We start from the raw sequence: 23,752 nt of genomic DNA on the forward strand, positions 1-23,752 counted from the left end.
GGGGGGGGGGGGGGGGGGGGGGGCCGGGGCGCCCCCCCCCCCCCCCGCCCCCCCCCCCCCCCCCCGCCCCCCCCCCCCCCGCGGCCCCCGGGGCCGGTGTCCGTGCGGCTCAGCGCCCGAAGGTGAACCAGTTCACGTTGACGAAGTCCGCCGGCTGGCCGCTGGTGAAGGTCAGGTACACGTCGTGCGTGCCCGTCACCGCGCCGATGTTCGCCGGGACCGTCCGCCACGACTGCCAGCCGCCGGTGCCGCCCACCGCGAAACTGCCGACCGGCGCACTGCTCCGGCTGTCCAGGCGCACCTCCACCAGCCCGCTGACGCCGGGCGCCGCACCGCTCGCCACCCGGGCGCTGAACTGCGTCGCCGGACCCGACCCGAAGTCCACGCCCTTGTACTGGGCCCAGTCGCCGTTCGCGAGCGCGCCCAGGTTCTGCCCGCCGCCCGTGTCCGAGGTGCCCTCCGTCATGGTGCCGGACTGGGCGTCGTAGGACTCGGCCTGGATGGTGCCGTAGGCGTCGCGGTCGCCCGGCGGGGAGGGCGTGGTGCCGCCCCCGCCGGACGAGAGCACCTGGACGTAGTCCACGAGCATCGGGTGACCGGGCTGCGTGCCGGCGTCCGGGCCGCCGCCGAAGGCGTTCGGGAAGCCGCCGCCCATCGCCACATTGAGGATGACGTAGTAGCCGTGGTTCGTGGCGTTGGCCCAGGTCGTCGCGTCGACCTGGTTCTGGCGCACCGTGTGGTAGGTCGTCCCGTCGACGGAGAACCGGATCTCCTCGACGCTCGTCGAACGGTCCCACTCCACCCGGTACGTGTGGAAACCGGCCTGGCAGGTGGCCCCGGGGCAGGGGGTGCTGCCGCCGATGCCGCTGGTCTCGTTGCACGGGCCGTTCGGGGAGGTGCCGCAGTGCATCGTGGCCCACACGGTGTTGAGGCCCTGCGTGTTCTCCATGATGTCGAGCTCGCCGACCGCGGGCCAGTTCCAGTAGTTGCCGCGGTAGGGGCCGCCCAGCATCCAGAACGCCGGCCAGTAGCCCTTGGCCGCGGCTCCCGTGACGTTCGGGACCTGGATGCGGGCCTCCACGCGCAGCTTGCCGCCGGCCGGGGGCTGGAAGTCGGTGCGCCGCGTCTCGATGCGGCCCGACGTCCAGCGGCCGGCGCCGTCGCGCTGCGGGGTGATGCGCAGGTTGCCGTTGCCGTCGAGGGAGACGTTGCTCGTGGACGAGGTCATCGTCTCGACCTCGCCGGTGCCCCAGTTGGCGGGGCCACCGGGGTAGGAAGTACCGGTCGCGTACTGCCAGTTCGATGTGTTCACGCCGGATCCGGCGGCGCCGTCGAAGTCGTCGGCGAAGATCTGCGTCCAGCCGGTCGGGGGCGGGGGAGCGGAGGCGTTCGCGGACGGTCCGGTGACGGCGGCCGCGGCGGCGGCGAGGCCGAGCGTGCCGACGACGGCCACGAACGCCCGGTGCCACGGACGGCGTCCGGGCGGGTTGCCGGAGGACTCTCTCATGTGGGGGTGCCTCTCGGGTGGGGGAACGGATGACCCCGGGCGCTCCCCGGACGGTTCTGAGAGCGCTCTCAGGGTGCGGACAATGTGCTCCCGGCGGTGGCCGTCGTCAAGAGGTGAAACCGATAAAGCCCTTTGACGGCAAGGGGGTTCAGGGTGTGGAGGATGCCGGTGGTGGCGGACAGGAACCCGCGCGTGCCCTCTCCCGCATCGGCGGAGGGGGCGCGCGACCAGTGCGTCACCGTCCCGTCCGGTCCGCGCACCGGAGCGGCCACCGACCACGCGTCATCGGTGCCCCGGCGGTTGTTCACCGCCACCCCGGTGCGCCGCACCTCGGCCGGCACGCCGCGCGGCCGCACCGGATCGGTGATCGTGCGCGGGGTGGAGGAGGCGCGACCGCCCGCGACCGGGGCGGTCGGCGGGCCGGGGCGTGCCATGATCGGCGGCAGGCGGAAGTGCGGCCGGGTGACGGAGGGTGCGACGTGAGGCTGACGATTCTGGGCGGCGGCGGTTTCCGGGTGCCGCTCGTGTACGGGGCGCTCCTCGCGGACCGCGCCGAGGGGCGCGTGACCCACGTCGTGCTGCACGACCTGGACGCCGGCCGGCTCTCCGCGGTGAGCCGGGTGCTCGCCGAGCAGGCGGCCGGGGTGCCCGACGCGCCCGGGGTGACGGCCACGACCGACCTGGACGAGGCGCTGCGCGGCGCCGACTTCGTGTTCTCCGCGATCCGCGTCGGCGGCCTCCAGGGCCGCGCCGACGACGAACGGGTGGCGCTCGCCGAGGGCGTCCTCGGCCAGGAGACCGTCGGCGCGGGCGGCATCGCGTACGGACTGCGCACCGTCCCGGTCGCCGACGACATCGCCCGCCGCGTGGCCCGGCTCGCGCCCGACGCCTGGGTCATCAACTTCACCAACCCGGCCGGCCTGGTCACCGAGGCGATGTCCCGCCACCTCGGCGACCGCGTCATCGGCATCTGCGACTCCCCGGTCGGCCTCGGCCGCCGCATCGCCCGCGTGCTCGGCGCCGACCCCCAGGAGGCCTGGATCGACTACGTCGGCCTCAACCACCTCGGCTGGGTCCGCGGCCTGCGCGTCGCCGGCCGCGACGAACTCCCGCGCCTGCTCGCCGACCCCGCCCTGCTCGGCTCCTTCGAGGAGGGCCGCCTCTTCGGCGCCGACTGGCTCCGCTCGCTGGGCGCGATCCCCAACGAGTACCTGCACTACTACTACTTCAACCGGGAAGCCGTACGCGCCTACCAGGAGGCGGAACGGACCCGCGGCGCGTTCCTCCGCGACCAGCAGGCCCGCTTCTACGAGGAGATGCGCCGCCCCGGCACCCCCGCCCTCGCCGCCTGGGAGCGCACCCGCGCCGAACGCGAGGCCACCTACATGGCCGAGAACCGGGAAGCGGCCGGCGCCGGGGAGCGCGAGGCCGACGACCTGTCCGGCGGGTACGAGAAGGTGGCCCTGGCACTGATGCGGGCCGTCGCCCGCAACGAGCGCACGGTCCTGATCCTCAACGTCCGCAACCGCGGCACCCTGTCGGTCCTCGACTCCGAAGCCGTGATCGAGGTGCCGTGCGTGGTCGACGCGAGCGGCGCGCACCCGGCGGCCGTGGACCCGTTGCCGGGACACGCCACCGGTCTGGTCTGCGCGGTCAAGGCCGTCGAGCGGGAGGTGCTGGCGGCGGCCGCGACCGGCTCGCGCGCCACGGCCGTCAAGGCGTTCGCCCTGCACCCGCTCGTCGACTCGGTGAACGTAGCCCGCCGCCTCGTCGACGGCTACACGGCCGCGCATCCCGCTCTCGCCTATCTCACGTAGCCCCCCGTAAAGTGCCGGTGGGCCGCTCCGTGCCCGCGACGAGCGGACCGGGCCGCCGGGACGACCGCGCCTCCGTCATACCCATGCTCTCCAGGAAGGACCCGGCCCGGTGATCGAGGATCTGCTGCCCGACACGGTCGTCGCCGTGGAGGCGCACGACCTGGACGACGCCGGGCACTCGCCCCTTTACCCCGAGGAGGCGGCCCTCGTCGAGCGCGCCGTCGCCAAGCGGCGCCGCGAGTTCGCCGTCGTCCGGTCCTGCGCCCGCCGGGCCATGCGCAAGCTCGGGGTGGCTCCGCAACCCGTCCTGCCCGGGGAACGCGGCGCACCGCGCTGGCCGGACGGCCTGGTGGGCAGCATGACCCACTGCGACGGCTACTGCGCCGCGGCGCTGGCCCGCGCCACCGACCTGGCCTCCCTCGGCATCGACGCCGAACCCGACGGGCCGCTGCCCGACGGCGTCCTGTCCGCCGTGTCCCTGCCCGGCGAGGTGGAGCGGCTGCGGCGCCTCGCCGGGGAGCATCCCGGCGTGCACTGGGAGCGGCTGCTGTTCAGCGCCAAGGAGTCCGTGTACAAGGCGTGGTTCCCCCTCACCGGGCAGTGGCTGGACTTCGCGGAAGCCGACATCGAGATCTCCGTGGACCCCGACGACGACCGCCGCGGCACCCTGCACGCCGCCCTCCTGGTACCGGGGCCGGTCGTGGGCGGGCGTCGCCTGACCCACTTCCGGGGCCACTGGACCGCACGCCGGGGCCTGGTCGCCACGGCGATCACGGTCCCGCACGCCTGACACGCGCACCCCGGCCCGACGCCGACGGTCCGGCCCGGGCTCACGACTCGGATCGCGTCACGCTCTCCAGGAGCATGTCCAGCCACTCGGCGACCTTGTCGCGGTGCTGATCGGTGGGCAGTCGGGCGGCCCGCCAGGCGATCCCCCGCACACCGTGGTCCTGCAGCAGCCGCTCCAGCGGGTCGTCGACGGCGTCCGCCGCCGCCCGCTCGCGGTCGGCGAGCCGCTGGAGCAGCTCCTGCTCGGTGTGCCGCAGGGCGTTCGCGAGGGCCTCGGGATCCTCGGCGGTGAGAAAGCCGGCGTGCACGCGGAAGAAGCGCTGGATGGCGTCGCAGTGTTCCATGGTGGGCCGCCGGTCACCGTTGATGAGGGCGCCCGCCTGCTGCCGGGACATGCCGGCGCCGTCCGCGATCTCCTGCTGGGTGTACCTGCGGCCGTTGGGCTTGAGCCGGGTGCGGCGCAACAGGTCCAGCCGCTGCACGAACCGTGCCTGCACATCGGGCTCACCGGCGGGCCGGCCGCTCAGCAGGGCGCCCACCACGGGTTCGGGGACGCCGGAGGCGGCGGAGAGGACGCCGACGTCGAAGACCTCGTCGCGCGCCACGCCGAGCCGGTCCGCGAGTGCGGCGACGCGGGCGACCACGGCCGGCAGCGCGGCCGTCGGCTTGGCACCCGGACCATCGAAGCCACCCGTCACCGACATGTCTCCTACGTCTCTCACAGGCCTCACAGGCTTCTCACAAGCGGCAGCCGAGAACTTCCCGGAGAGTAGTCGCCGTTCGAACTCACATCCAGGTCTCGCCACAACTGTGGCCTGTTTCGGTCGTCAACAGGCACGAAATGCCACGATAGTTGACACGCCTCGCGCGGGGCAGCAGGATCGGGACGCCGCGAGAAGGCCGCATAGGCAAGAGGGGTGACCTCCCGATGGCATTTCAGGCAGGAGGGCGACGGCCGGCACCGCGGCCCGTCCCCGCGACCCCCGGCGCCCAGGCGTACCTCCAGGACTACGCCACCCTTCTGGAGGCCGTCCCCTTTCCCGCCCTCGTCGTCGACCACCGCTGGGACGTGGTCCTCGCCAACGGCGCCTTCCGGACACTCTTCCGGGAGGTGGGACCGCACCCCACGGCCATGCCGGCCGACAACTTCCTCAGGTTCGTCCTCTTCCACCCGGACGCGTCCGCGGTGCTCGCGGACCACGAGACGAGTTGGTGCCTGCCCATGCTGGCGCAGTTCGCCGCCGCCCTGGAGAAGTACGGACACGACGCCGGGCTCCAGGCCGTCCGCCGGGACATCGCCCAGGACCCGATCATGGAGGCCGCCTACCGGCAGGGCCTGCCGCACTGGGTCCGCGCCGTCGGGGAGGAGGCCGTCGAGCACGACGGCGCCGTACGGCCGTTGCACCACCCCGATCCGCGCCGGGGCACCACCGAGTGCCGAGTCGTCGTCGAGACCCCCAGGTCGCTGGAGGAGCTGGGCTACACCCGGCTGACGCTGGTCCTGCGCGAGACGCGCCGCACCCCGCAGCGGTCCGGCCGCACCCGGCATCCCGCCGCCCACCTGAGAGTGGTCCCCGCGGCGGACTGAACGCGTCCGCGCGAGGGAGGCCCACGCCGGCGCTCCCGGCGCGCCCGGCTGTACGGGCTGACGGCGCCGGCGGGGCAGGGGCGCCCGGAGGCGTCGGCCCGGGAGCGCCCGGAGGTCCTCGGCGCGCCGCTCACCGGGACGAGCGGGCGGGGCGGGGCGTGACGACCCGGCACCCCGGACGCGTACGGGGCCGGTGGGCAGGCGCACGACACCGTTACGCAAGCCGCTTGCATAACTTGCGCTACTCTTGCGCGCATGACGCGACGACTTGCTGAGGTGGCGAAGAAGGTCGGGGTCAGCGAGGCCACGGTCAGCCGGGTGCTCAACAACAAGCCCGGAGTCTCCGGGACCACCCGGCAGGCGGTGCTCTCCGCCCTGGACGTGCTGGGCTACGAGCGGCCCACCCAGCTGCGCGGCGAGCGGGCCCGGCTGGTCGGTCTGGTCCTGCCCGAGCTGCAGAACCCGATCTTCCCGGCGTTCGCCGAGGTCATCGGCGGGGCCCTGGCCCAGCTCGGCCTCACCCCGGTGCTGTGCACGCAGACCAGGGGCGGGGTCTCGGAGGCCGACTACGTCGACCTGCTGCTGCAACAGCAGGTGTCCGGCGTGGTGTTCGCCGGCGGGCTGTACGCGCAGGCCGACGCGTCCCACGACCACTACGGGCGCCTCGCCGACCGCAACATCCCGGTCGTCCTGGTCAACGCCGGCATCGAGCACCTCGGCTTCCCCGGCGTCTCCTGCGACGACGCGGTGGCCGTCGAGCAGGCCTGGCGGCACCTCGCCTCGCTCGGCCACGAGCGGATCGGCCTGGTGCTCGGCCCGGGCGACCACATGCCCTCGGGACGCAAGCTGGCCGCCGCCCGGTCCCTCGGGGAGCTGCCGGACGAGCACGTCGCCCGTGCCATGTTCTCCATCGAGGGCGGCCACGCGGCGGCCTCCCGGCTCATCGACCGGGGCGTCACCGGACTGATCTGCGCCAGTGACCCGCTGGCCCTCGGCGCCGTACGGGCCGCCCGGCGCAAGGGGCTCGACGTGCCGTCGCGGATCTCCGTCGTGGGCTACGACGACTCCGCGCTGATGAACTGCACCGAACCGCCCCTCACCACCGTCCGGCAGCCCATCGAGGCCATGGGCCGGGCCGTGGTGGAGCTGCTGAACACGCAGATCAACGGCGGTTCCGTGGCCGCCGAAGAGCTGCTGTTCGAGCCCGAGCTGGTGGTGCGGGGGTCGACCGCGCAAGCGCCTCGCCCCTGAGATCCACTTCGCTGTCGAATAATTTCAGATTCTGCGTGACATCTTGCGTGGCACTGTCGCCGGTGCTTGAGTGTGCGGCGCCCACCGCTCCTGTTCCGAGGGGTCACCCGCTCCTGTCCTTGAGGGGTCACCGATGTCACGCACCGGGTTCCGCCGTACCTTTGCCGCGTTGAGCGTCTGCTCGCTCGCGCTCACCGTCTCCGCCTGCGGGTCGGACGACGACACCGCGAGCGGCAAGACCCGCATCACGGTCAACTGCATGCCGCCCAAGAGCGCCAAGGTCGACCGGCGGTTCTTCGAGGAGGACGTCGCCGCCTTCGAGAAGGCCCACCCGGACATCGACGTCGTCCCGCACGACGCCTTCCCGTGCCAGGACCCGAAGACGTTCGACGCCAAGCTCGCCGGCGGACAGATGGAGGACGTGTTCTACACGTACTTCACCGACGCCCGGCACGTCGTCGACATCGGCCAGGCGGCCGATCTCACGCCGTACCTCAAGGAGCTGAAGAGCTACGGCACCATCCAGCGGCAGCTGCGCGACATCTACACCGTCGACGGCAAGGTCTACGGCATCCCGCGCACCGGCTACTCGATGGGCCTGATCTACAACAGGGCACTGTTCGAGAAGGCCGGCCTCGACCCCGACAGGCCCCCGGCCACCTGGGACGAGGTCCGCACCGCCGCGAAGAGGATCGCGGACCTCGGCGACGGCACCGTCGGCTACGCCGACTACAGCGCCCAGAACCAGGGCGGCTGGCACTTCACCGCCGAGCTGTACTCACAGGGCGGCGACGTCGTCGACGCGGACGGCGAGAAGGCCACGATCGACACCCCCGAGGGCCACGCCGTCCTCCGGACGCTGCACGACATGCGCTGGAAGGACGAGTCCATGGGCAGCAAGCAGCTGCTCGTCATCAACGACGTGCAGCAGATGATGGGTTCGGGCAAACTCGGCATGTACCTCGCCGCCCCCGACAACATCCCGATCCTCGTCAAGGAGAAGGGCGGCGACTACAAGGACCTCGCCCTCGCCCCCATGCCCGGCGGCAAGGGCACCCTCATCGGCGGCGACGGCTACATGTTCAACAAGAAGGCGAGCCCCGAGCAGATCCGGGCCGGCCTGAAGTGGCTCGACGCCATGTTCCTCACCCCCGGCGACGGCTTCCTCGGCGACTACGCCCGCGCCAAGAAGCAGGACGCCCCCGTCGGCCTGCCCGAGCCGCGCCTGTTCACCGGCGCCGCCGACGCCAAGGACCAGCAGGTCAAGAAGGCCAACGCCAACGTGCCGGTGGACAACTACCAGTCCTTCCTCGACGGCAACCAGAACCTCGAGATGAAGATCGAGCCGCCGAACGCCCAGCAGATCTACTCCGTCCTCGACGGCGTCGTCTCCGCCGTCCTCACCAAGGAGGACGCCGACATCGACACGCTGCTGAAGGACGCCTCCGGCAAGATCGACGGCATCCTGGCCCGGAGCTGACCGGCGATGAAGACGGCTGAACGACGACCGGCCGAGGCCGTCGGGGCCGCTCCGGTGCGGGCACCGCTCCCGGCCGGGGGCCGGGGGCGCCGCCTCGCCGCCCAGGGCCGCGCCTACGCCTTCCTCCTCGGCGGACTGACCTGCTTCGCGCTGTTCTCGTGGTACCCGGCGATCCGCGCGATCGTGATCGCCTTCCAGAAGTACACGCCCGGCTCGGACCCCGAATGGGTCGGCACCGCCAACTTCACCCGCGTCTTCGAGGACCCGGAGTTCGCCGACGCCTGGCGCAACACCCTCACCTTCACGGTGCTCGCCCTGCTGATCGGCTTCGCCGTACCGTTCGTCCTGGCCCTGGTCCTGAACGAACTCCGGCACGCCCGGGCGTTCTTCCGCGTCGTCGTCTACCTGCCGGTGATGATCCCGCCGGTGGTCAGCGCCCTGCTGTGGAAGTGGTTCTACGACCCGGGCGCCGGCCTGGCCAACGAGGCGCTGCGCTTCCTCCACCTGCCCACCTCGAACTGGTCCAACGGTGCCGACACCGCGCTGGTCTCCCTGGTCGTCGTCGCCACCTGGGCCAACATGGGCGGCACCGTCCTGATCTACCTCGCCGCCCTCCAGTCCATCCCCGGCGAACTGTACGAGGCCGCCGAACTGGACGGCGCGAACCTGCTCCAGCGGGTGCGGCACGTGACGATCCCGCAGACCAGGTTCGTCGTCCTGATGCTGATGCTCCTGCAGATCATCGCCACGATGCAGGTCTTCACGGAGCCCTTCGTCATCACCGGCGGCGGCCCGGAGAACGCCACGGTCACCGTGCTCTACCTCATCTACAAGTACGCCTTCCTCTACAACGACTTCGGCGGCGCCTGCGCCCTGAGCGTCATGCTCCTGCTGCTGCTCGGCCTCTTCTCCGCCGTCTACCTCCGGCTCACCCGCTTCGACGGGGAGGACGTATGAGCGCCGCCACCCGCACCCTCGTCTCGCCGGCCGTCCTGGCCCGCCCGCGCGGCCGGGCCGTCTACTGGACCGTGTTCACCGGCGTCGTCCTGCTCTTCGCGCTGGCCTTCCTCTTTCCCGTCTACTGGATGGTGACCGGCGCGATGAAGTCGCCGGACGAGGTGACCCGCACCCCGCCCACCCTCCTCCCCGAGGACTGGCGGGTCAGCGGCTACACCGGCGCCTGGGACCTGATGGACCTGCCGACCCACCTGGGGAACACGCTGGTCCAGGCGACCGGTGCCTGGATCCTCCAGCTGGTGCTCTGTACGGCCGCCGCCTACGCCCTGTCCAAGCTGAGCCCGGCCTTCGGCAAGGTGATCCTCGGCGGCATCCTCGCCACCCTCATGGTGCCGGCCCAGGCGCTGGTGGTGCCGAAGTACCTGACCGTGGCCGACCTCGGGCTGCTCAACGACCCGCTCGCCATCTGGCTGCCGGCCGTCGCCAACGCCTTCAACCTGTACCTGCTCAAGCGCTTCTTCGACCGGATACCGCGCGACGCGCTGGAGGCCGCCGAGATCGACGGCGCAGGCAAACTGCGCATCCTGTGGTCGATCGTGCTGCCCATGTCACGACCGGTGCTCGGCGTCGTGTCCATCTTCGCGCTGGTCGCCGTCTGGCAGGACTTCCTGTGGCCGCTGATGGTCTTCTCCGACACCGACAAGCAGCCGATCAGCGTGGCCCTCGTACAGCTGTCGCAGAACCTCCCGCTGACCGTGCTGATCGCCGCGATGGTGATCGCCAGCATTCCCGTGGTCGCGCTGTTCCTCGTCTTCCAGCGGCACATCATCGCCGGCATCAGTGCGGGCGGCACCAAGGGCTGACGCCCTCCCTTCCGAGAGAAAGGCACGCACCGTGGGACAGCCCACCCCCGACCGGAACCGCGCCGACTGGTGGCGCACGGCCGTCATCTACCAGGTCTACGTCCGCAGCTTCGCCGACGGCGACGGCGACGGCACCGGCGACCTCGCGGGCGTGAGGGCCAGACTTCGCCACCTCGCCGGCCTCGGCGTGGACGCCCTGTGGTTCAACCCCTGGTACCTCTCCCCGATGAAGGACGGCGGCTACGACGTCGCCGACTACCGCACCGTCGACCCGGCCTTCGGAACCCTCGCCGAGGCGGAGAAGCTCATCGCGGAGGCCCGCGAGCTCGGCATCCGCACCATCGTCGACATCGTCCCCAACCACGTCTCCGACCAGCATCCCTGGTTCCGGGCGGCCCTCGCCGGCGGACCCGAGCGGGACCTGTTCCACTTCCGCCCCGGACGCGGCGAGAGGGGTGGACTCCCGCCCAACGACTGGCAGTCCGAGTTCGGCGGCCCCGCCTGGACGCGGCTGCCCGACGGCGCCTGGTACCTCCACCTGTTCGCCCCCGAGCAGCCGGACCTCAACTGGGCCCACCCGGCCGTCCGCCAGGAGCACGAGGACATCCTGCGGTTCTGGTTCGAGCGCGGCGTCGCCGGCGTCCGCATCGACTCCGCCGCCCTGCTGGTCAAGGACCCCGAGCTGCCCGACTTCACCGAGGGCCGCGACCCCCACCCCTACGTCGACCGCGACGAACTCCACGACATCTACCGCGGCTGGCGCGCCGTCGCCGACGAGTACGGCGGCGTCTTCGTCGGCGAGGTGTGGCTGCCCGACACCGAACGCTTCGCCCGCTACCTGCGCCCCGACGAACTGCACACCGCCTTCAACTTCTCCTTCATGACCTGCCCCTGGGACGCGGCGCGACTGCGCGCCTCCATCGACGACACCCTCGCCGAGCACGCCCCGGTCGGTGCCCCCGCCACCTGGGTGCTGTGCAACCACGACGTGACCCGCACCGTCACCCGCTACGGCCGCGCCGACACCGGCTTCGACTTCGCCACCAAGGCCTTCGGCACCCCCACCGACCTCGGCCTCGGCACCCGCCGGGCCCGCGCCGCCGCCCTGCTCTCCCTGGCCCTGCCCGGGGCCGTCTACGTCTACCAGGGCGAGGAACTGGGCCTGCCCGAGGCCGACATCCCCCTCGACCGCATCGAGGACCCCATGCACGCCCGCTCCGGAGGCACCGACCCCGGCCGCGACGGCTGCCGGGTGCCGCTGCCGTGGACGGCCGACGCCCCCCACGCCGGATTCGGCGGCGAGCCGTGGCTGCCGCAGCCCGTCGGCTGGGCGGCGTACGCGGCCGACCGGCAGGCACAGGACCCGGACTCGATGCTCACCCTCTACCGAGAGGCGATCCGGCTGCGCCCGGTCTTCACCGAAGGCCCCCTCACCTGGCTGCCGGCCCCCGACGGCGTCCTCGCCTTCACCCGGGCGGCCGGCAGCGCGACCTGCGTGGTCAACCTCGCCGACCCGCCCGCCACGCTCCCCGCCCACACCGCACTGCTCCTCGCCAGCGGCCCGCTCACCGACGACGGACGGCTGCCGAAGGACACCGCGGTCTGGCTGCGCACCTGAGCCGGCACACCCCGAGCCGCACGCCGACGGCCCGACCGGGCAGGCCGGTTCACCGGCCTGCCCGGTGAAGGTCAGGACGTGTCACCGGTTCCTGGCGAAGGCGGTCGTGCGCGGCGCCGTTGCGGCTCCCGTCCGGCGTGGGCGGTGGCAGCGTCGGGACGGGCGTCGCCGGGCGGCAACGACTCTTCCGCCTCACGGAAGGAGCGCACCGGGGGCTGTCGGTGGGTGCCTCTAGTCTTTGCGCATCGACACGGCGAGGCGCCCCGGTCGGGGCGCCGGACGAGCTGTGCCGGATTCCGCGTGCGGGAGGGGCGAAGCATCCATGGGCTGGCTGGCGGCGGGCGACACCTACGAAGTCGCGCTGGTGGAGGGGCGGGTGGTGGCACGGTCCAGGTCGGGGAAGTCGCCGGACGGGCCGGTGGGGGACCTGCCGGCGGAGATACGCGACCACCCCGAGGTGAGCGGGCTCGAGCGGTTCGCCGAGTGGCTGGAGCGGCACGCGGCCGAGTGCGCGGCACAGGTCACCCACTGGATGGTGTCCTCGCTGCCGGTCCCGGCCGCTCTGCTGGCCCGGGTCTGGCCCGACGAGGCGTGGCGGGCGGTGCTGCGTGACGTCGTGGTCGTCGCCGACGGCCCTCAGGTGGCCGGGTTCCTGCGGGACGTGGACGAGGAGGGCGGACTCCGGCTGACGCGGGCCGACGGCGGGACCGTCCGCCTGACGCCCCGCACGGTGACCATGCCGCACCCGGTCCTCCTCCCGGACCTGGAGCGACTGCGCGCGTTCGCCGCCGAGTCGGGCGTGAGCCAGGGCGTCGACCAGCTCCACCGCGCCACCTGGCACAAGCCCGAGGGGATCGACGGCGGCGCCGTCACCGAGTTCGCGGGCGCCGAGTACCGCTCGTGGTACCACCTCTCCTTCCGCGCCACGTCGCTCGGCTACCGGGTCTCCGGCATGAACGCCGTCGACCGGATCCGGGACGCCGGGCGGATCTTCACCGCCTCGGTCGGCATCGGCGACCCCTACACGGAGGAGAAGGCCTGGACCGGCGCGCTGACCTGGCGCGACGAGGACGGGAACCGCGCGCTCCCGCTGACCGACGTCGGCCCCGTGGCCTGGTCCGAGGGCATGCGCATGGCCGCGGCCCTGCACGCGGGCGGCACGGTCGCCGCGAGCCGTACGCCGACCGCGAGCCGCCCGGCGACCGCGGACGACGGCGAGTGAACGACATGGCGGCACGGACATCCACGGAAGGCAACCGCTTCATGAACGACGCGACGACACCCGGCGGGGCGACGGCACCGACGGAGGAACTGCTGCGCGCCGGTGCCGTACTGCCGCCGGGCACCACCGGGGCGGGCGACCGGGCCGTCCCCGTGGTCGCCCAGGCGTACCGGCATCCCGGCCTCGACGGCCGGACCGTCGTCCGCCTCACCACGGTGGACCAGGGCGTGGAGCCGGGCACCGGATTCCTCGGCCTCGTACCCGAGGGCGAGCCGGTGGAGGTCGGCCTCGGACGGCCCCGGGCGATGGGCTTCCCCGAATGGGTCCTCGTCCGTCACCCCTCGGACGGCCACCTCGCCATGTCCGTCGCCGAGGAGATGAACAAGGTCGCGCGCACGGTGCGGTCGCGGCCGAAGAGGGCCCGCGCCGCCTACGAGTCGATCGGCGAACGGCTCGCGGGCTCCGTCCCCCACTTCCTGCCGACCTTCTACGAGCAGGCCGGCCGGGTCTTCCTGGCCGCCGGCGAGAAGGCCTACGCGTCCCAGATGTTCGTCGACGCGCGCAAGGCCGAGACGGCGCACGCGCTGCCCTTCGACGAGGCGCGCATGGACGCGGTGTTCCTCGAGTTCGCCCTCGCCGACGCCATGCCGACCAAGGTCCTCTCCGGCTATGCCAAGGGACTGTCGTCCCGGGTCCCGGCCGCGACGGCGTACCGGCACCTGCGCGGTCTCTTCGTACGGCTCGCCGTGCACGGGCTGCCGCCGTCGAGCCCGGGCGCGGCCGACCTGCGCCGGCTGACGAAGGCGGTCGCGGGCAAGAACGCCCCGGCCGAGGAGAGGGCCTACCTGCGCGAGATGCTGCCCCTGCCCGGCACCGCCCGGGCGCCCCTCGGCTGGTGGAAGGCCCACCGTCCGGCCCTGCTGGAGCTGGCCCGGCGGGAGCCCGCCGTCCGCGGCACCCTGCTGGGCGTGCTGCCCACGGAGTGGGAGCGGGAGGAACTGCCCCACTGGCTGGACCTGCTGGAGAAGTCCGGCGCCACCGCCGGGCTGTGCGACGCCGGCCTGCCCGCCGAGGAGCGCGCCCCCGACGGCACGGCCGGCTGGACGCGCCGGTTCCTCGACCTGTGCCGCACCGGCGACGGGCGCCCCGCACCGGCGGAGCTGTACCCGCTCGTCGACCGCATGGCCGGCACGCTCCGCGCCGAACTGCTCGCCGACGGCGGTACATTGCCGCCCCCGGTCGGCGACGTCGACCTCCTCGACCAGTTCCTGGCCCTGCGCGTCCCGGTCGCCGAACCCGAGGAGCGCTCGCGACTCAACCTCCGGGACTGGGCGGCGCGCGACCGGCGGCGCGATCTCCTCGCCCTGGAGGCCGACACCCGCTTCCGCCCGGCCTTCCGCCGCGGCTGCCCCACCTACGAGCGGGAGGACACCGACAAACGCACCGTCGTCGCCCTGGCGGAGTCGCCCGGCGGACGACCGATGCTCGCCGCGTGGGTGGCGGACGTCGGCCGGAGGTACCTCACCGCGGAACTGGGCGAGTTCACCCCGTACTCCGGTCCGTTCGAGACGCTGAAGTGGCTGCCGGGCGAGGTGCTGGCGACCGCCGGGAAGGCGGTGCGCGAAGCACTGGCCACCGGCATGGCCCCGGCGCTCGCCCGCACCCTGCGCACCGGGATCCTCGACGAGCTGGGCTGGCCCGCCTGGGACGAGGCGGTCGGCTCGCCCGAGTCCCCGGAGGCGGCGCGCGCCACGCGAGTGGGCGAGGCCTGGCCGCAGCTGATCGTCCACAGCGGCACCCAGGTCCGCGTGATCGGCCCGGAGGGGACGGTCCTCGCGCACGAGCTGCGCCTCCCGCACGGGGCGGACCGGTGGCACCTCGACTTCCGGTACGTGGACGGCGGACTGCTCGTCACCTGGTACACGTTCTCCACGTCCAGCACCCACGGTTACTGGCACGACGCCGACGCCGACGCCGACGCCTCGTCACCGGTGCCGGTCGAGGGCGACGTCCGCTACGGCTACGTGTGCGCGGCGGACGGCACCGGCGGCATGAACGGCATGCCCCCCGCCTCCCTCCCCCTGCCCGGGGGCGGCCGGACCACCGGCCACGGCGTGCTGCGCCGGGGGGACACCGTCGGCATACCCCCGCGACGGACCGTGATCGGCGACGGCACGTCGTACTGGGTGTGTGTCAACGACTGGGCCAATGGCGTGAACAGCGCCTGGCACGCCTACGACCCGGCCGACGACGCGGTGGGAGAGCCCGGCCGGCCCGACTGGTTCGCCGAGGCCCTGCGCACCGCGCCGGAGGGCAGCACCCTCCGCACGGCCTGGCTGCTGCCCGCCCCCTCCGTCGAGCCGGGCCCGGTGTGCGCCCCGGTGGACGGGGTGCTCGGCTGGCGGGTGATCACGCTGCCCGACGGTGCGCAGCGGTGCGAGGATCTGGCCGGCCGCTCGGTCGTCGTGCCGCCCGGAGCGGGCGGGAGCCCGGAGCACGTCCTGGTGTTCCCCGGCAGCGACCGGCCCCTCGCCGTGACGCGGTGGTCGCTCAGCGACATCCGCCTGCTCGATCCCGAGGGCGCGGTGGTCGCCGAGGTCACCGGCGGTCACGCGGCCGGCCCCTTCAGCGCGGGCACCCCCCTGCTGCCGCCCCTGCGGTACTGGCCTCTGCTCCGGCCCCGCGACCCGCAGGGCTCCGCGGCGCTCCGCCGGGTCGGCGAGGACACCGCGGCGGCGCTGCTGGCGGCGGCCGTGGCGCAGACGCCCGGTGACGGGACGGACGACCCGGACACGCTGCCCGGCCTGGTCCGCACGCTGCTGCCGCAGGTCGGCCACGAGGCCCTGCGTACGGGCATCACCGGAGTGGTGCGGTTCGCCGCCGAACAGCAGCGCATCCTGGACGCGGCGCTCGCCCGGCTGGACTCGGCGGTCCAGGGCGACACCCCGGAGGAACCCCGTCCCGCGCTCGGCGACCGCCTGCTCTCCTCGGCGCTGAACGGCACCGGCCTGACCGAACGCGACAAGCGCGGTCTCTACGACTTCCTCCACCACGTCTTCGCCCTGCCGGAGCTGCTCGCCCGGTCGGCACGCGGCGAGGCGGAACGGACCCCCGCGGGCACCGTGCACGTCTCCCTGGACAAGCAGGACTCGCTGGAGAGCGTGAACGTGCGGGCCCTGCCCGAACTGCCCGTCGTCCTGGCGCTGCGGGCCGCCTCGGAGGCCACCGTCGAGGAGCACCGGCGGGCCCTCGACGCCTACCTGGCGGAACTGGACGCGCACGAGCTGACGGAGCTGGACCCCGCCCACTGGCGCCGGGTCCGTGTGGTCCTGGACAGCGCCCTGTTCACGGGGCCCGACGCCGTGAGGGGTTACCCGAAGGCGGCCGTGCTGGACCTGGGCGGCGGCGCGTTCCTGCTCTTCCCCGCCGACTGGTACCGGTTCGTCGGCGAGTACGACCCGGCCGGGGTCCCGGGGAGGCACTACGGCGTGCTGTACCACGACCCGTCCGGCCGCTTCGAGGTCCCCGCCCCCTACACCCTGGTGTCGAAGGAGCCGTTCGTGCCGGAGCCGACCCGGCCACCCGGCTGGGTCGCGGCCTTCCGGGCCGAGCTGGCCGAGCGCGGCCCGGCGCCCTGGCGACCCGAGGCCGCCGAGGAGTTCGCCCGGCTCACCGGCGTCACCCCCACCACGGCCCGGCTCGTGCTGGCCGGCATGCCGCAGATCGACGACAAGCGCGCCTCAGTCCCCTCGGGGACCCTGAAGGTCGTCGGCGTGAGGGCGGCCGACGCGGGCGTCGCCAAGGACGAGTTGAGGGCGCTGGACATCGACGCCCTGCGCGCCGTCGTGGCGGCGCTGCTGCCCACCGAGCCGTCCCGGCTGTGGACGCACGGTCCCGACGTCGTCCGCGCGGCCGAGGTCTGGAACGAGCGGCTGGGCCGGCGCACCCCCCTGCCCGAGGAGGTGCTCCACGACGCGGTCCGCACCGTCGAACCCGTCGGATGGGCACCGGCCGACGCCCTGCGGGGCTTCGTCGACCCGGCCGCCGAGCCCCGGCTGACCCGCGACCTGACCTGGACCTTCGGCCGCTACACGGTCGAGTCCGCCGAGAAGGCGCCCGGGTTCGACAACAGCGCGCTGAAGGGCGCGGTGGCCCTGGCCGCGTGGCTCGCCCACCGCCTCCCGTCCGGCGACCCGATCCGGGCCGCCCTGCCCGGCGTACGGACGGCGCTGCGCGACCGGCTGGCCCACCCCGGCCTGCTGCTCCGCCTCGACAGGAGGGCCGACTGGGAGACGTTCCTGAAGTCGGCCGGAGAACCGGACGAGACCGGCGACGACGTCGTGCGCCACGGCGCGCTGCTGTTCGGCACCGAGGGGCCCGAGACGATCCCCGCCGTCCGGCCGGCGCTGCTGGACACCACGGGCGACGGCCCCCACCTGACCGCCCTGCTCTCCGCCGAACGGCCGAACGCCCAGGAGACGGCCTTGCGTCTGGTCCACGACCCGCGGTTCGCCGAGCTGCTCGCCGACCCCGGGGACCCGGTGGCCGGCGAGCGCGACGCCGACGGTCTGTGGTGGCCGCAGGACCCCGCCCGCTCCGTGCCCGGCCTCGTCGGTGAGGTGGCCGGGCGGTACGGCCTCGGTGAGGACGCCGCCGCCCTCTACCTGATGCTGCTCGCCCTGCCCGACCCCACCGACCGCAACACCGCGCGCTGGACCGGCTGGGGCGCGCGGCGCGGCGGCACCGCCCGGCTCCGCGCCGCCCGCGCCGAACTCGCGGCCACCGACCTCGTCGTGGAGGGAAGCCGGCCCAAGGCGGGACGCTCGCTGTTCCTGCCCGGCGGGTGGGTCCGGCTCGCGCCCCCGCACCTCCCGCTGGAGCGGTGGAAGCTCCCGCTGTACGACCTGCTCGACGGCGAGAGGCCCGTCCTGGGCGTCGTCGTGCCCTCCCGGCCCGTCACCGCCCTCTACCGCGAGGCCTGGCAGCGCGTCCAGGACGGGGGCGGTCCGAAGCTGGAGGAACCCGAGGCGCCGCGACCGCGCAAGCGCCGCCGCTGAGCCCCGTCCGGAGGGACGGCCGTGGTACGCGGCCGTCCCTCCGGGCAGGTGTGCACCGTGGTCCCGCACGGCGCCGGCCGTCAGCGCTCCAGCTCCTTGTGCGCCGTCTCCGGCAGCCGCAGGTACACCAGCGAGGACAGCAGGCACAGCACGGCGACGTACCAGGGGAAGAGCCCGGAGTGCCCGAGCTCCTTGAACAGCGTGCCCACGTACGGCGCCGTGCCGCCGAACAGGGCGACGGTGAGCGAGTACGGGAAGCCGATGCCGGCCGCCCGCACCCGGGGCGGGAAGATCTCGGCGTTGACGGCCGCGCTGATCGAGGTGAAGCCGGTCAGCAGGATCATGCCGGCGCACTGCACCAGCAGCAGCACGGCGAACGAGTCGCGCAGCGCGTGCAGCAGCGGCACGCTCAGCAGGGCGAACCCCACGCCGAAGAACAGCAGCAGCGGACGGCGGCCGAAGCGGTCCGAGAGCAGCCCGCCGAGCGGCTGGAGCAGTCCGAAGAAGGCCAGCGAGATCGTGCCGGCGAGCAGCGCGTCCGACTTGTCCAGCCCCGTGTTGAGTTCGGCGTACGTCGGCAGGTACGACGTCCAGGTGTAGTAGGCGATCGTGCCGCCCGCCGTGATCCCGCCGATCAGCAGCGACTCGCGCGGATGGCTGCGCAGCGCCTCGAACAGTCCGGGCCTCGGCGCCCGTCGCAGCTCGGCGCTGCGGGTCTCCTGGGCGCCCTGCCTGATCCAGAAGCCGACGAGGCTGAGCACGGCCCCGAACACGAACGGCACCCGCCAGCCCCAGCCGTTCATCCGCCCCTCGTCGAGCGTGTCCACCAGCACGGTGGCGACACCGGACGCGACGAGCTGCCCGGCGGTCGTCGAGACGTACTGGAAGCTGGAGAACAGGCCGCGCCGGCCCGGCCCCGCCGACTCCACCAGGAAGGTCGTCGACGCCGCGAACTCGCCGCCCACCGACAGCCCTTGGAGCAGCCGCGCGACGACCAGCACCACCGGCGCCAGCACACCGGCCGCCGCGTACGTCGGGGTCAGCCCGACCAGCAGGCTGCTGCCGCCCATCAGCAGGATGGTGACCGTCAGCGCGGCACGCCGCCCGCGCCGGTCGGCGATCGCGCCCATCAGCAGTCCGCCGACGGGCCGCATGAAGAAGCCCACCGCGAACACCGCGAACGTGGACAGCAGCGGCACCAGCGAGTTGTCCGCGCTCTTCGGGAAGACCTGATCCGCGATGTAGGTGGCCAGGAAGGTGTAGGCGTACCAGTCGTACCACTCCACGGCGTTGCCCACCGAGGCGGCGAGCAGCTGGCGTACGGGCCGTCGGGCGGGCGGGGAGTCCGTGTCCATGCCTGTCATGATCGCGACCATCCCCGCCCGGCGGGTCCGGCACACCTCACGTACCGACGACTTTCACATCAGCGCCACCGGACCCTTCCCTGACGTTTCGTGTCCCTGGAACACTTCTTTCGCGCGCGTTCCGTCACCGGCCCGCCACGGTCCGGCACGGCCCCACATCCCCGAAGCGAGAGGCTTCCCATCCCATGCCCGAGGTCAACCGGCGCCGATTCCTCCAACTCGCGGGCGCCACATCGGCGTTCAGCGCGCTGTCCGCGAGCATCGAGCGGGCCGCCGCCCTCCCGGCCAACCACCGCTCGGGCAGCATCGAGGACGTCGAGCACATCGTGGTCCTGATGCAGGAGAACCGCTCCTTCGACCACTACTTCGGCACGCTGCGGGGCGTCCGCGGCTTCGGCGACCCGCATCCGGTGACCCTGGACAGCGGCAAGTCGGTGTGGCACCAGGCCAAGAGCGACGGCACCGAGGTGCTGCCCTTCCACCCCGAGGCCGACGACCTCGGCATGCAGTTCCTGGAGGGCCTGCCGCACGGCTGGCCCGACGGCCAGGCGGCGTATCACAACGGAAAGTACGACCGCTGGCTGCCCGCCAAGGGCACCACGACCATGGCGTACCTGACCCGCGAGGACATCCCCTTCCACTACGCGCTCGCCGACACCTTCACCGTCTGCGACGCCTACCACTGCTCCTTCATCGGCTCCACCGACCCCAACCGCTACTACCTGTGGTCGGGCCACACCGGCAACGACGGCAGGGGCGGCGGCCCCGTCCTCGGCAACGACGAACGCGGCTACGACTGGACGACGTACCCCGAGCGGCTGGAGGAGGCCGGGATCTCCTGGAAGATCTACCAGGACATCGGCGACGGCCTGGACGCGGCCGGCTCCTGGGGCTGGATCGGCGACGCCTACCGCGGCAACTACGGCGACAACTCCCTGCTGTACTTCAACAAGTACCGCAACGCCCGGCCCGGCGACCCGCTGTACGACAAGGCCCGCACCGGCACCGACGTCAAGAACGGCGAGGGCTACTTCGACCGGCTCCGCGCCGACGTCAAGGCCGGCAAGCTGCCGCAGATCTCCTGGATCGCCGCCCCCGAGGCCTTCTCCGAGCACTCCAACTGGCCCTCGAACTACGGTGCCTGGTACATCTCCCAGGTCCTGGACGCGCTCACCTCCAACCCGGCGGTGTGGGCGCGGACCGCCCTGTTCATCACCTACGACGAGAACGACGGCTTCTTCGACCACGTGGTGCCGCCGCTGCCGCCGAAGTCCGCCGCGCAGGGCCTGTCCACCGTCGACGTGTCCCTCGACGTCTTCCCGGGCAGCGCCACGCACACCGAGGGCTTCTACGGGCTGGGCCCGCGCGTGCCCATGCTGGTCGTCTCGCCGTGGAGCAAGGGCGGCTACGTCTGCTCCGAGACCTTCGACCACACCTCGGTCATCCGGTTCATGGAGCGCCGCTTCGGCGTGCGCGAGCCGAACATCTCACCGTGGCGGCGCGCCATCTGCGGCGACCTGACCTCCGCCTTCGACTTCTCCCGCCCGGACAGCCGGCCCGCCCGGCTGCCGGACACCGACGCCTACGAGCCGCCGGACCGCGAGCGCCACCCCGACTACCGCCCGACACCCCCGGCCGACCCGGACATGCCCCGCCAGGAGCGCGGTCCGCGCCCCGCCCGCCCGCTGCGCTACGCCCCGTACGTGGACGGCGCCGTGGACGCGGCGGCGGGGAAATTCACGCTCACCTTCGCCTCCGGTCCCCGGGCCGGGGCAGCCTTCCTCGTCACCTCCGGCAACCGCGGCGACGGCCCGTGGACGTACACCACCGAGGCCGGCAGGAGCATCGCGGACACCTGGAACTCGGTGTACTCGAAGGGCGCGTACGACCTGACCGTGCACGGCCCGAACGGCTTCCTGCGGGTCTTCCGGGGCGGGAACCGGGCCGCCGGGCCCGAGGTCACCGCCCGGCACACCGGCGACGACGTCCGGCTGACCTTCACCAACGCCGGGTCCGGCACGGTCCGCCTGCGGCTCGCCGACGGCTACGGCGGCCGCACCAGGACCATCACCGTGCGCTCCGGCGCCACCGTGCGGCACACCGTCGGCCTGGCGAGGAGCCGGCGCTGGTACGACCTCACCGTCACCGCCGACGGCGACCCGGCGTTCCTGCGGCGCTTCGCCGGGCACGTGGAGAACGGGCGGCCGGGAGTGAGCGACCCGGCGATCGCCACCGTGTAGGCGTCACAGCGGAGTCAGATGCCGCGGCCTCGGCTGCCGGGGCACCAGCAACGGCTCCGCCCCCACCGACCCCTGCTCCGGCGCCGGCGCGGCGGCGGCCACCGGTCGCCGGTCGCCGGGCGACGGGGGCGTGGCCCGGCTCAGCTGGACCACGCCCCAGCCGGCCAGCGCCGCACCGGTCAGCGCGAGCAGCACCCCGGCCGGGCCACCGCGCAGCCGCTCACCGAGCAGCGACACCCCGATCACCGCGGCGGCCACCGGGTTGGCCAGCGTCACCACCGCGAGCGGCGCGCCCAGGCCGCCCCGGTAGGCCGTCTGGGACAGCAGCAGCCCGCCCGCCGCGAAGGCCGCCACCAGCACCGCCACCCCGATCACCTGCACGCTGAGCAGGGGACCCGAGCGGTCCGTGACGGCGACCGTGACGGTCTGGGTGAGCGCCGAGGCGACTCCGGAGGCGACGCCGGACGCCGTCGCGTGCCGCAGGCCCGGCCGGGCGCCGGGCCGTGACAGCAGGCCGATCAGCGCCGCCGTCGCACCGGCGACCACCAGCGCCTCCGGCGTGCTCAGCACGTCGTCGGGCGCGGGACCGGACGCCGTCAGCAGCAGCGCGCCCAGACCGAGCAGCGTCAGCCCGGTGCCCCGCCACTCCACCGCGCTCACCCGGCGGCCCGCCAGCCGCGCCCCCAGCGGCACCGCGGCGACCAGGGTGAGCGCGCCGAGCGGCTGGACCACCGTGAGCGGGCCGTACTTGAGGGCCACGACGTGCAGCAGCGCGGCCGACGCGTTGAGCGCCACCGACCACCACCAGGCACCGCTGCCCAGCATCCGCAGCGCGCCCGCCCCGGAGCTGCGGGCGGCCAGCCGCTCCTGGGCCACGGCCGCGGCGGCGTAGGCGACGGCGGAGACCAGGGACAACAGGACGGCGATCAGCGCGGCGTTCATCGGCCCGCCCCCACCAGCCCGTGCCGCTCCGGCTCGCGCGGCGCGGCCGGTCGCCGCCGGGGCACCGGCAGCCGGTGCGGCACGGCACGGCGGGGCCGGTGGGACCCGCCGGCGTCTTCGGTCCCCTGGGTGCCGTCGGTCCCGTCGGCCTCGTGGGCCGCGCGCGGCGGGCGGACGACCACGAGGGCGAGGCCGAGCAGGGCGGACGCCACGATCACGTCGAACCAGTAGTGGTTCGCGGTGCCCACGATCACCAGCAGCGTCACCAGCGGATGCAGCAGCCACAGCCACCGCCACCGCGACCGGGTGGCGACGATCAGGCCGATCGCCAGCATCAGCGCCCAGCCGAAGTGCAGCGAGGGCATCGCCGCGAACTGGTTCGACAGGTGGTCGGTGCGCGGCGGACCGTACACCGAGGGCCCGAACACGTGGGCCGTGTCGATCAGACCGGTCGCGTCCAGCATGCGCGGCGGGGCCAGCGGAAAGGCCACGTGCAGCACCAGCGCGGCGCCGGTCAGCGCGGCGAGCACCCTGCGGGTCCAGACGTAGTGGGCGGGCCGCCGCAGATAGAGCCAGACCAGGAAGACCACGGTGGCCGGGAAGTGAACGGTGGCGTAGTAGGTGTTCGCCACGTGGATCAGCCAGTCGCCGTGCAGCAGCAGGGACTGCACCGTGCCCTCGTCGGGCAGCCGCAGGGCGCGCTCCCCGTCCCACACGTGGTGCGCGTTGCGGAAGGCCTCGGCGGTGTGGCCCGTCGCCAGCCCGCGGCCGAATTTGTAGACGAGGAAGAGCCCTGCCACGAGCAGGAGCTCACGGACGAGTGGCGGGCGCGCGGGCGCGTCCGGCTCCGCTTCTGCAGGCCAGGTGCGGGCATTCATCCCGGGGCCCCTTCGCTGAGGTGGTGCGTGCGGTCGTGCTGGCCGGACCCACGACGCGCCGGGTGCGGCGACGCCATCGGTCCGGGGGGCGTGTGACGGTTCTCATCGATACGGCCCCGTTCCGATACGCCAGTGTACCGATACGCTGGGGTACCGGTACACTGGCGTATCGATAGACA

16 protein-coding genes and 1 pseudogene are annotated in these 23,752 nt (G+C 73.5%); 11 read left to right on the forward strand and 6 right to left on the reverse strand.

From position 1 onward, the window contains the following. Positions 1-109 precede the first annotated feature (109 nt). Both ACIRFH_RS26905 and ACIRFH_RS26910 read right to left on the reverse strand, forming a co-directional pair. Positions 110-1,507 (reverse strand): glycoside hydrolase family 16 protein, encoded by a 1,398-nt coding sequence (locus ACIRFH_RS26905; RefSeq protein WP_403525879.1) that lies wholly within the window; start codon positions 1,505-1,507, stop codon positions 110-112. Between the two features lie 233 nt (positions 1,508-1,740). Continuing rightward, positions 1,741-1,908, reverse strand: a pseudogene (locus tag ACIRFH_RS26910) (IclR family transcriptional regulator C-terminal domain-containing protein); the annotation flags it as partial. Between the two features lie 78 nt (positions 1,909-1,986). Here ACIRFH_RS26910 and ACIRFH_RS26915 point away from each other — a divergent pair. Both ACIRFH_RS26915 and ACIRFH_RS26920 read left to right on the forward strand, forming a co-directional pair. Then, on the forward strand, positions 1,987-3,324 hold the full coding sequence (locus tag ACIRFH_RS26915; RefSeq protein ID WP_403525882.1) for a 6-phospho-beta-glucosidase: 1,338 nt from the start codon (positions 1,987-1,989) through the stop codon (positions 3,322-3,324). 109 nt (positions 3,325-3,433) lie between these two features. Further along, complete coding sequence (locus ACIRFH_RS26920) at positions 3,434-4,114, forward strand: 4'-phosphopantetheinyl transferase (protein ID WP_403525885.1); 681 nt, start codon at positions 3,434-3,436, stop codon at positions 4,112-4,114. 40 nt (positions 4,115-4,154) lie between these two features. Here ACIRFH_RS26920 and ACIRFH_RS26925 read toward each other — a convergent pair whose 3' ends face one another. Next, positions 4,155-4,811, reverse strand: a complete 657-nt coding sequence (locus tag ACIRFH_RS26925; RefSeq protein WP_403526100.1) for a helix-turn-helix domain-containing protein — start codon at positions 4,809-4,811, stop codon at positions 4,155-4,157. Positions 4,812-5,041: 230 nt separating this feature from the next. Between ACIRFH_RS26925 and ACIRFH_RS26930 the strand changes: the two genes are divergently transcribed. The 8 genes from ACIRFH_RS26930 to ACIRFH_RS26965 all read left to right on the forward strand — a co-directional run bounded on the left by ACIRFH_RS26930 (position 5,042) and on the right by ACIRFH_RS26965 (position 18,149). Further along, positions 5,042-5,701 (forward strand): hypothetical protein, encoded by a 660-nt coding sequence (locus ACIRFH_RS26930; protein WP_403525888.1) that lies wholly within the window; start codon positions 5,042-5,044, stop codon positions 5,699-5,701. A 255-nt stretch (positions 5,702-5,956) separates the two neighbouring features. After that, positions 5,957-6,952 (forward strand): LacI family DNA-binding transcriptional regulator, encoded by a 996-nt coding sequence (locus tag ACIRFH_RS26935; protein WP_403525891.1) that lies wholly within the window; start codon positions 5,957-5,959, stop codon positions 6,950-6,952. Between the two features lie 133 nt (positions 6,953-7,085). Further along, positions 7,086-8,432: an ABC transporter substrate-binding protein gene (locus tag ACIRFH_RS26940; RefSeq protein ID WP_403525894.1), complete on the forward strand. Its 1,347-nt coding sequence runs from the start codon at positions 7,086-7,088 to the stop codon at positions 8,430-8,432. A 6-nt stretch (positions 8,433-8,438) separates the two neighbouring features. After that, positions 8,439-9,389: a carbohydrate ABC transporter permease gene (locus tag ACIRFH_RS26945; RefSeq protein ID WP_403525897.1), complete on the forward strand. Its 951-nt coding sequence runs from the start codon at positions 8,439-8,441 to the stop codon at positions 9,387-9,389. Further along, positions 9,386-10,252 (forward strand): carbohydrate ABC transporter permease, encoded by an 867-nt coding sequence (locus ACIRFH_RS26950; protein WP_403525900.1) that lies wholly within the window; start codon positions 9,386-9,388, stop codon positions 10,250-10,252. Before ACIRFH_RS26945 ends, ACIRFH_RS26950 begins: the two co-directional genes overlap by 4 nt. Positions 10,253-10,283: 31 nt before the next feature. After that, positions 10,284-11,870, forward strand: coding sequence for an alpha-amylase family glycosyl hydrolase (locus ACIRFH_RS26955; protein WP_403525903.1), 1,587 nt, complete (start codon positions 10,284-10,286; stop codon positions 11,868-11,870). Positions 11,871-12,192: 322 nt separating this feature from the next. Further along, entirely contained in the window at positions 12,193-13,092 is a 900-nt protein-coding gene (locus ACIRFH_RS26960; protein WP_403525906.1) for a DUF4132 domain-containing protein, read from the forward strand. Positions 13,093-13,133: 41 nt separating this feature from the next. Then, positions 13,134-18,149: a DNA-binding protein gene (locus ACIRFH_RS26965; protein ID WP_403525909.1), complete on the forward strand. Its 5,016-nt coding sequence runs from the start codon at positions 13,134-13,136 to the stop codon at positions 18,147-18,149. An 80-nt stretch (positions 18,150-18,229) separates the two neighbouring features. On the opposite strand, the gene ACIRFH_RS26970 is transcribed toward ACIRFH_RS26965, so the two are convergent. Continuing rightward, positions 18,230-19,525: an MFS transporter gene (locus tag ACIRFH_RS26970; RefSeq protein WP_403525912.1), complete on the reverse strand. Its 1,296-nt coding sequence runs from the start codon at positions 19,523-19,525 to the stop codon at positions 18,230-18,232. A 173-nt stretch (positions 19,526-19,698) separates the two neighbouring features. Here ACIRFH_RS26970 and ACIRFH_RS26975 point away from each other — a divergent pair, with 173 nt between their 5' ends. Continuing rightward, complete coding sequence (locus tag ACIRFH_RS26975) at positions 19,699-21,753, forward strand: phosphocholine-specific phospholipase C (protein WP_403525915.1); 2,055 nt, start codon at positions 19,699-19,701, stop codon at positions 21,751-21,753. 3 nt (positions 21,754-21,756) lie between these two features. On the opposite strand, the gene ACIRFH_RS26980 is transcribed toward ACIRFH_RS26975, so the two are convergent. Together ACIRFH_RS26980 and ACIRFH_RS26985 are read right to left on the reverse strand one after the other, a co-directional pair. Further along, positions 21,757-22,695: a hypothetical protein gene (locus ACIRFH_RS26980; protein WP_403525918.1), complete on the reverse strand. Its 939-nt coding sequence runs from the start codon at positions 22,693-22,695 to the stop codon at positions 21,757-21,759. Next, complete coding sequence (locus tag ACIRFH_RS26985; RefSeq protein WP_403525921.1) at positions 22,692-23,573, reverse strand: phosphatase PAP2 family protein; 882 nt, start codon at positions 23,571-23,573, stop codon at positions 22,692-22,694. Before ACIRFH_RS26985 ends, ACIRFH_RS26980 begins: the two co-directional genes overlap by 4 nt. Positions 23,574-23,752 lie beyond the last annotated feature (179 nt).

This window comes from Streptomyces sp. NPDC093586 (assembly GCF_044764905.1).
Lineage (GTDB): Bacteria > Actinomycetota > Actinomycetes > Streptomycetales > Streptomycetaceae > Streptomyces.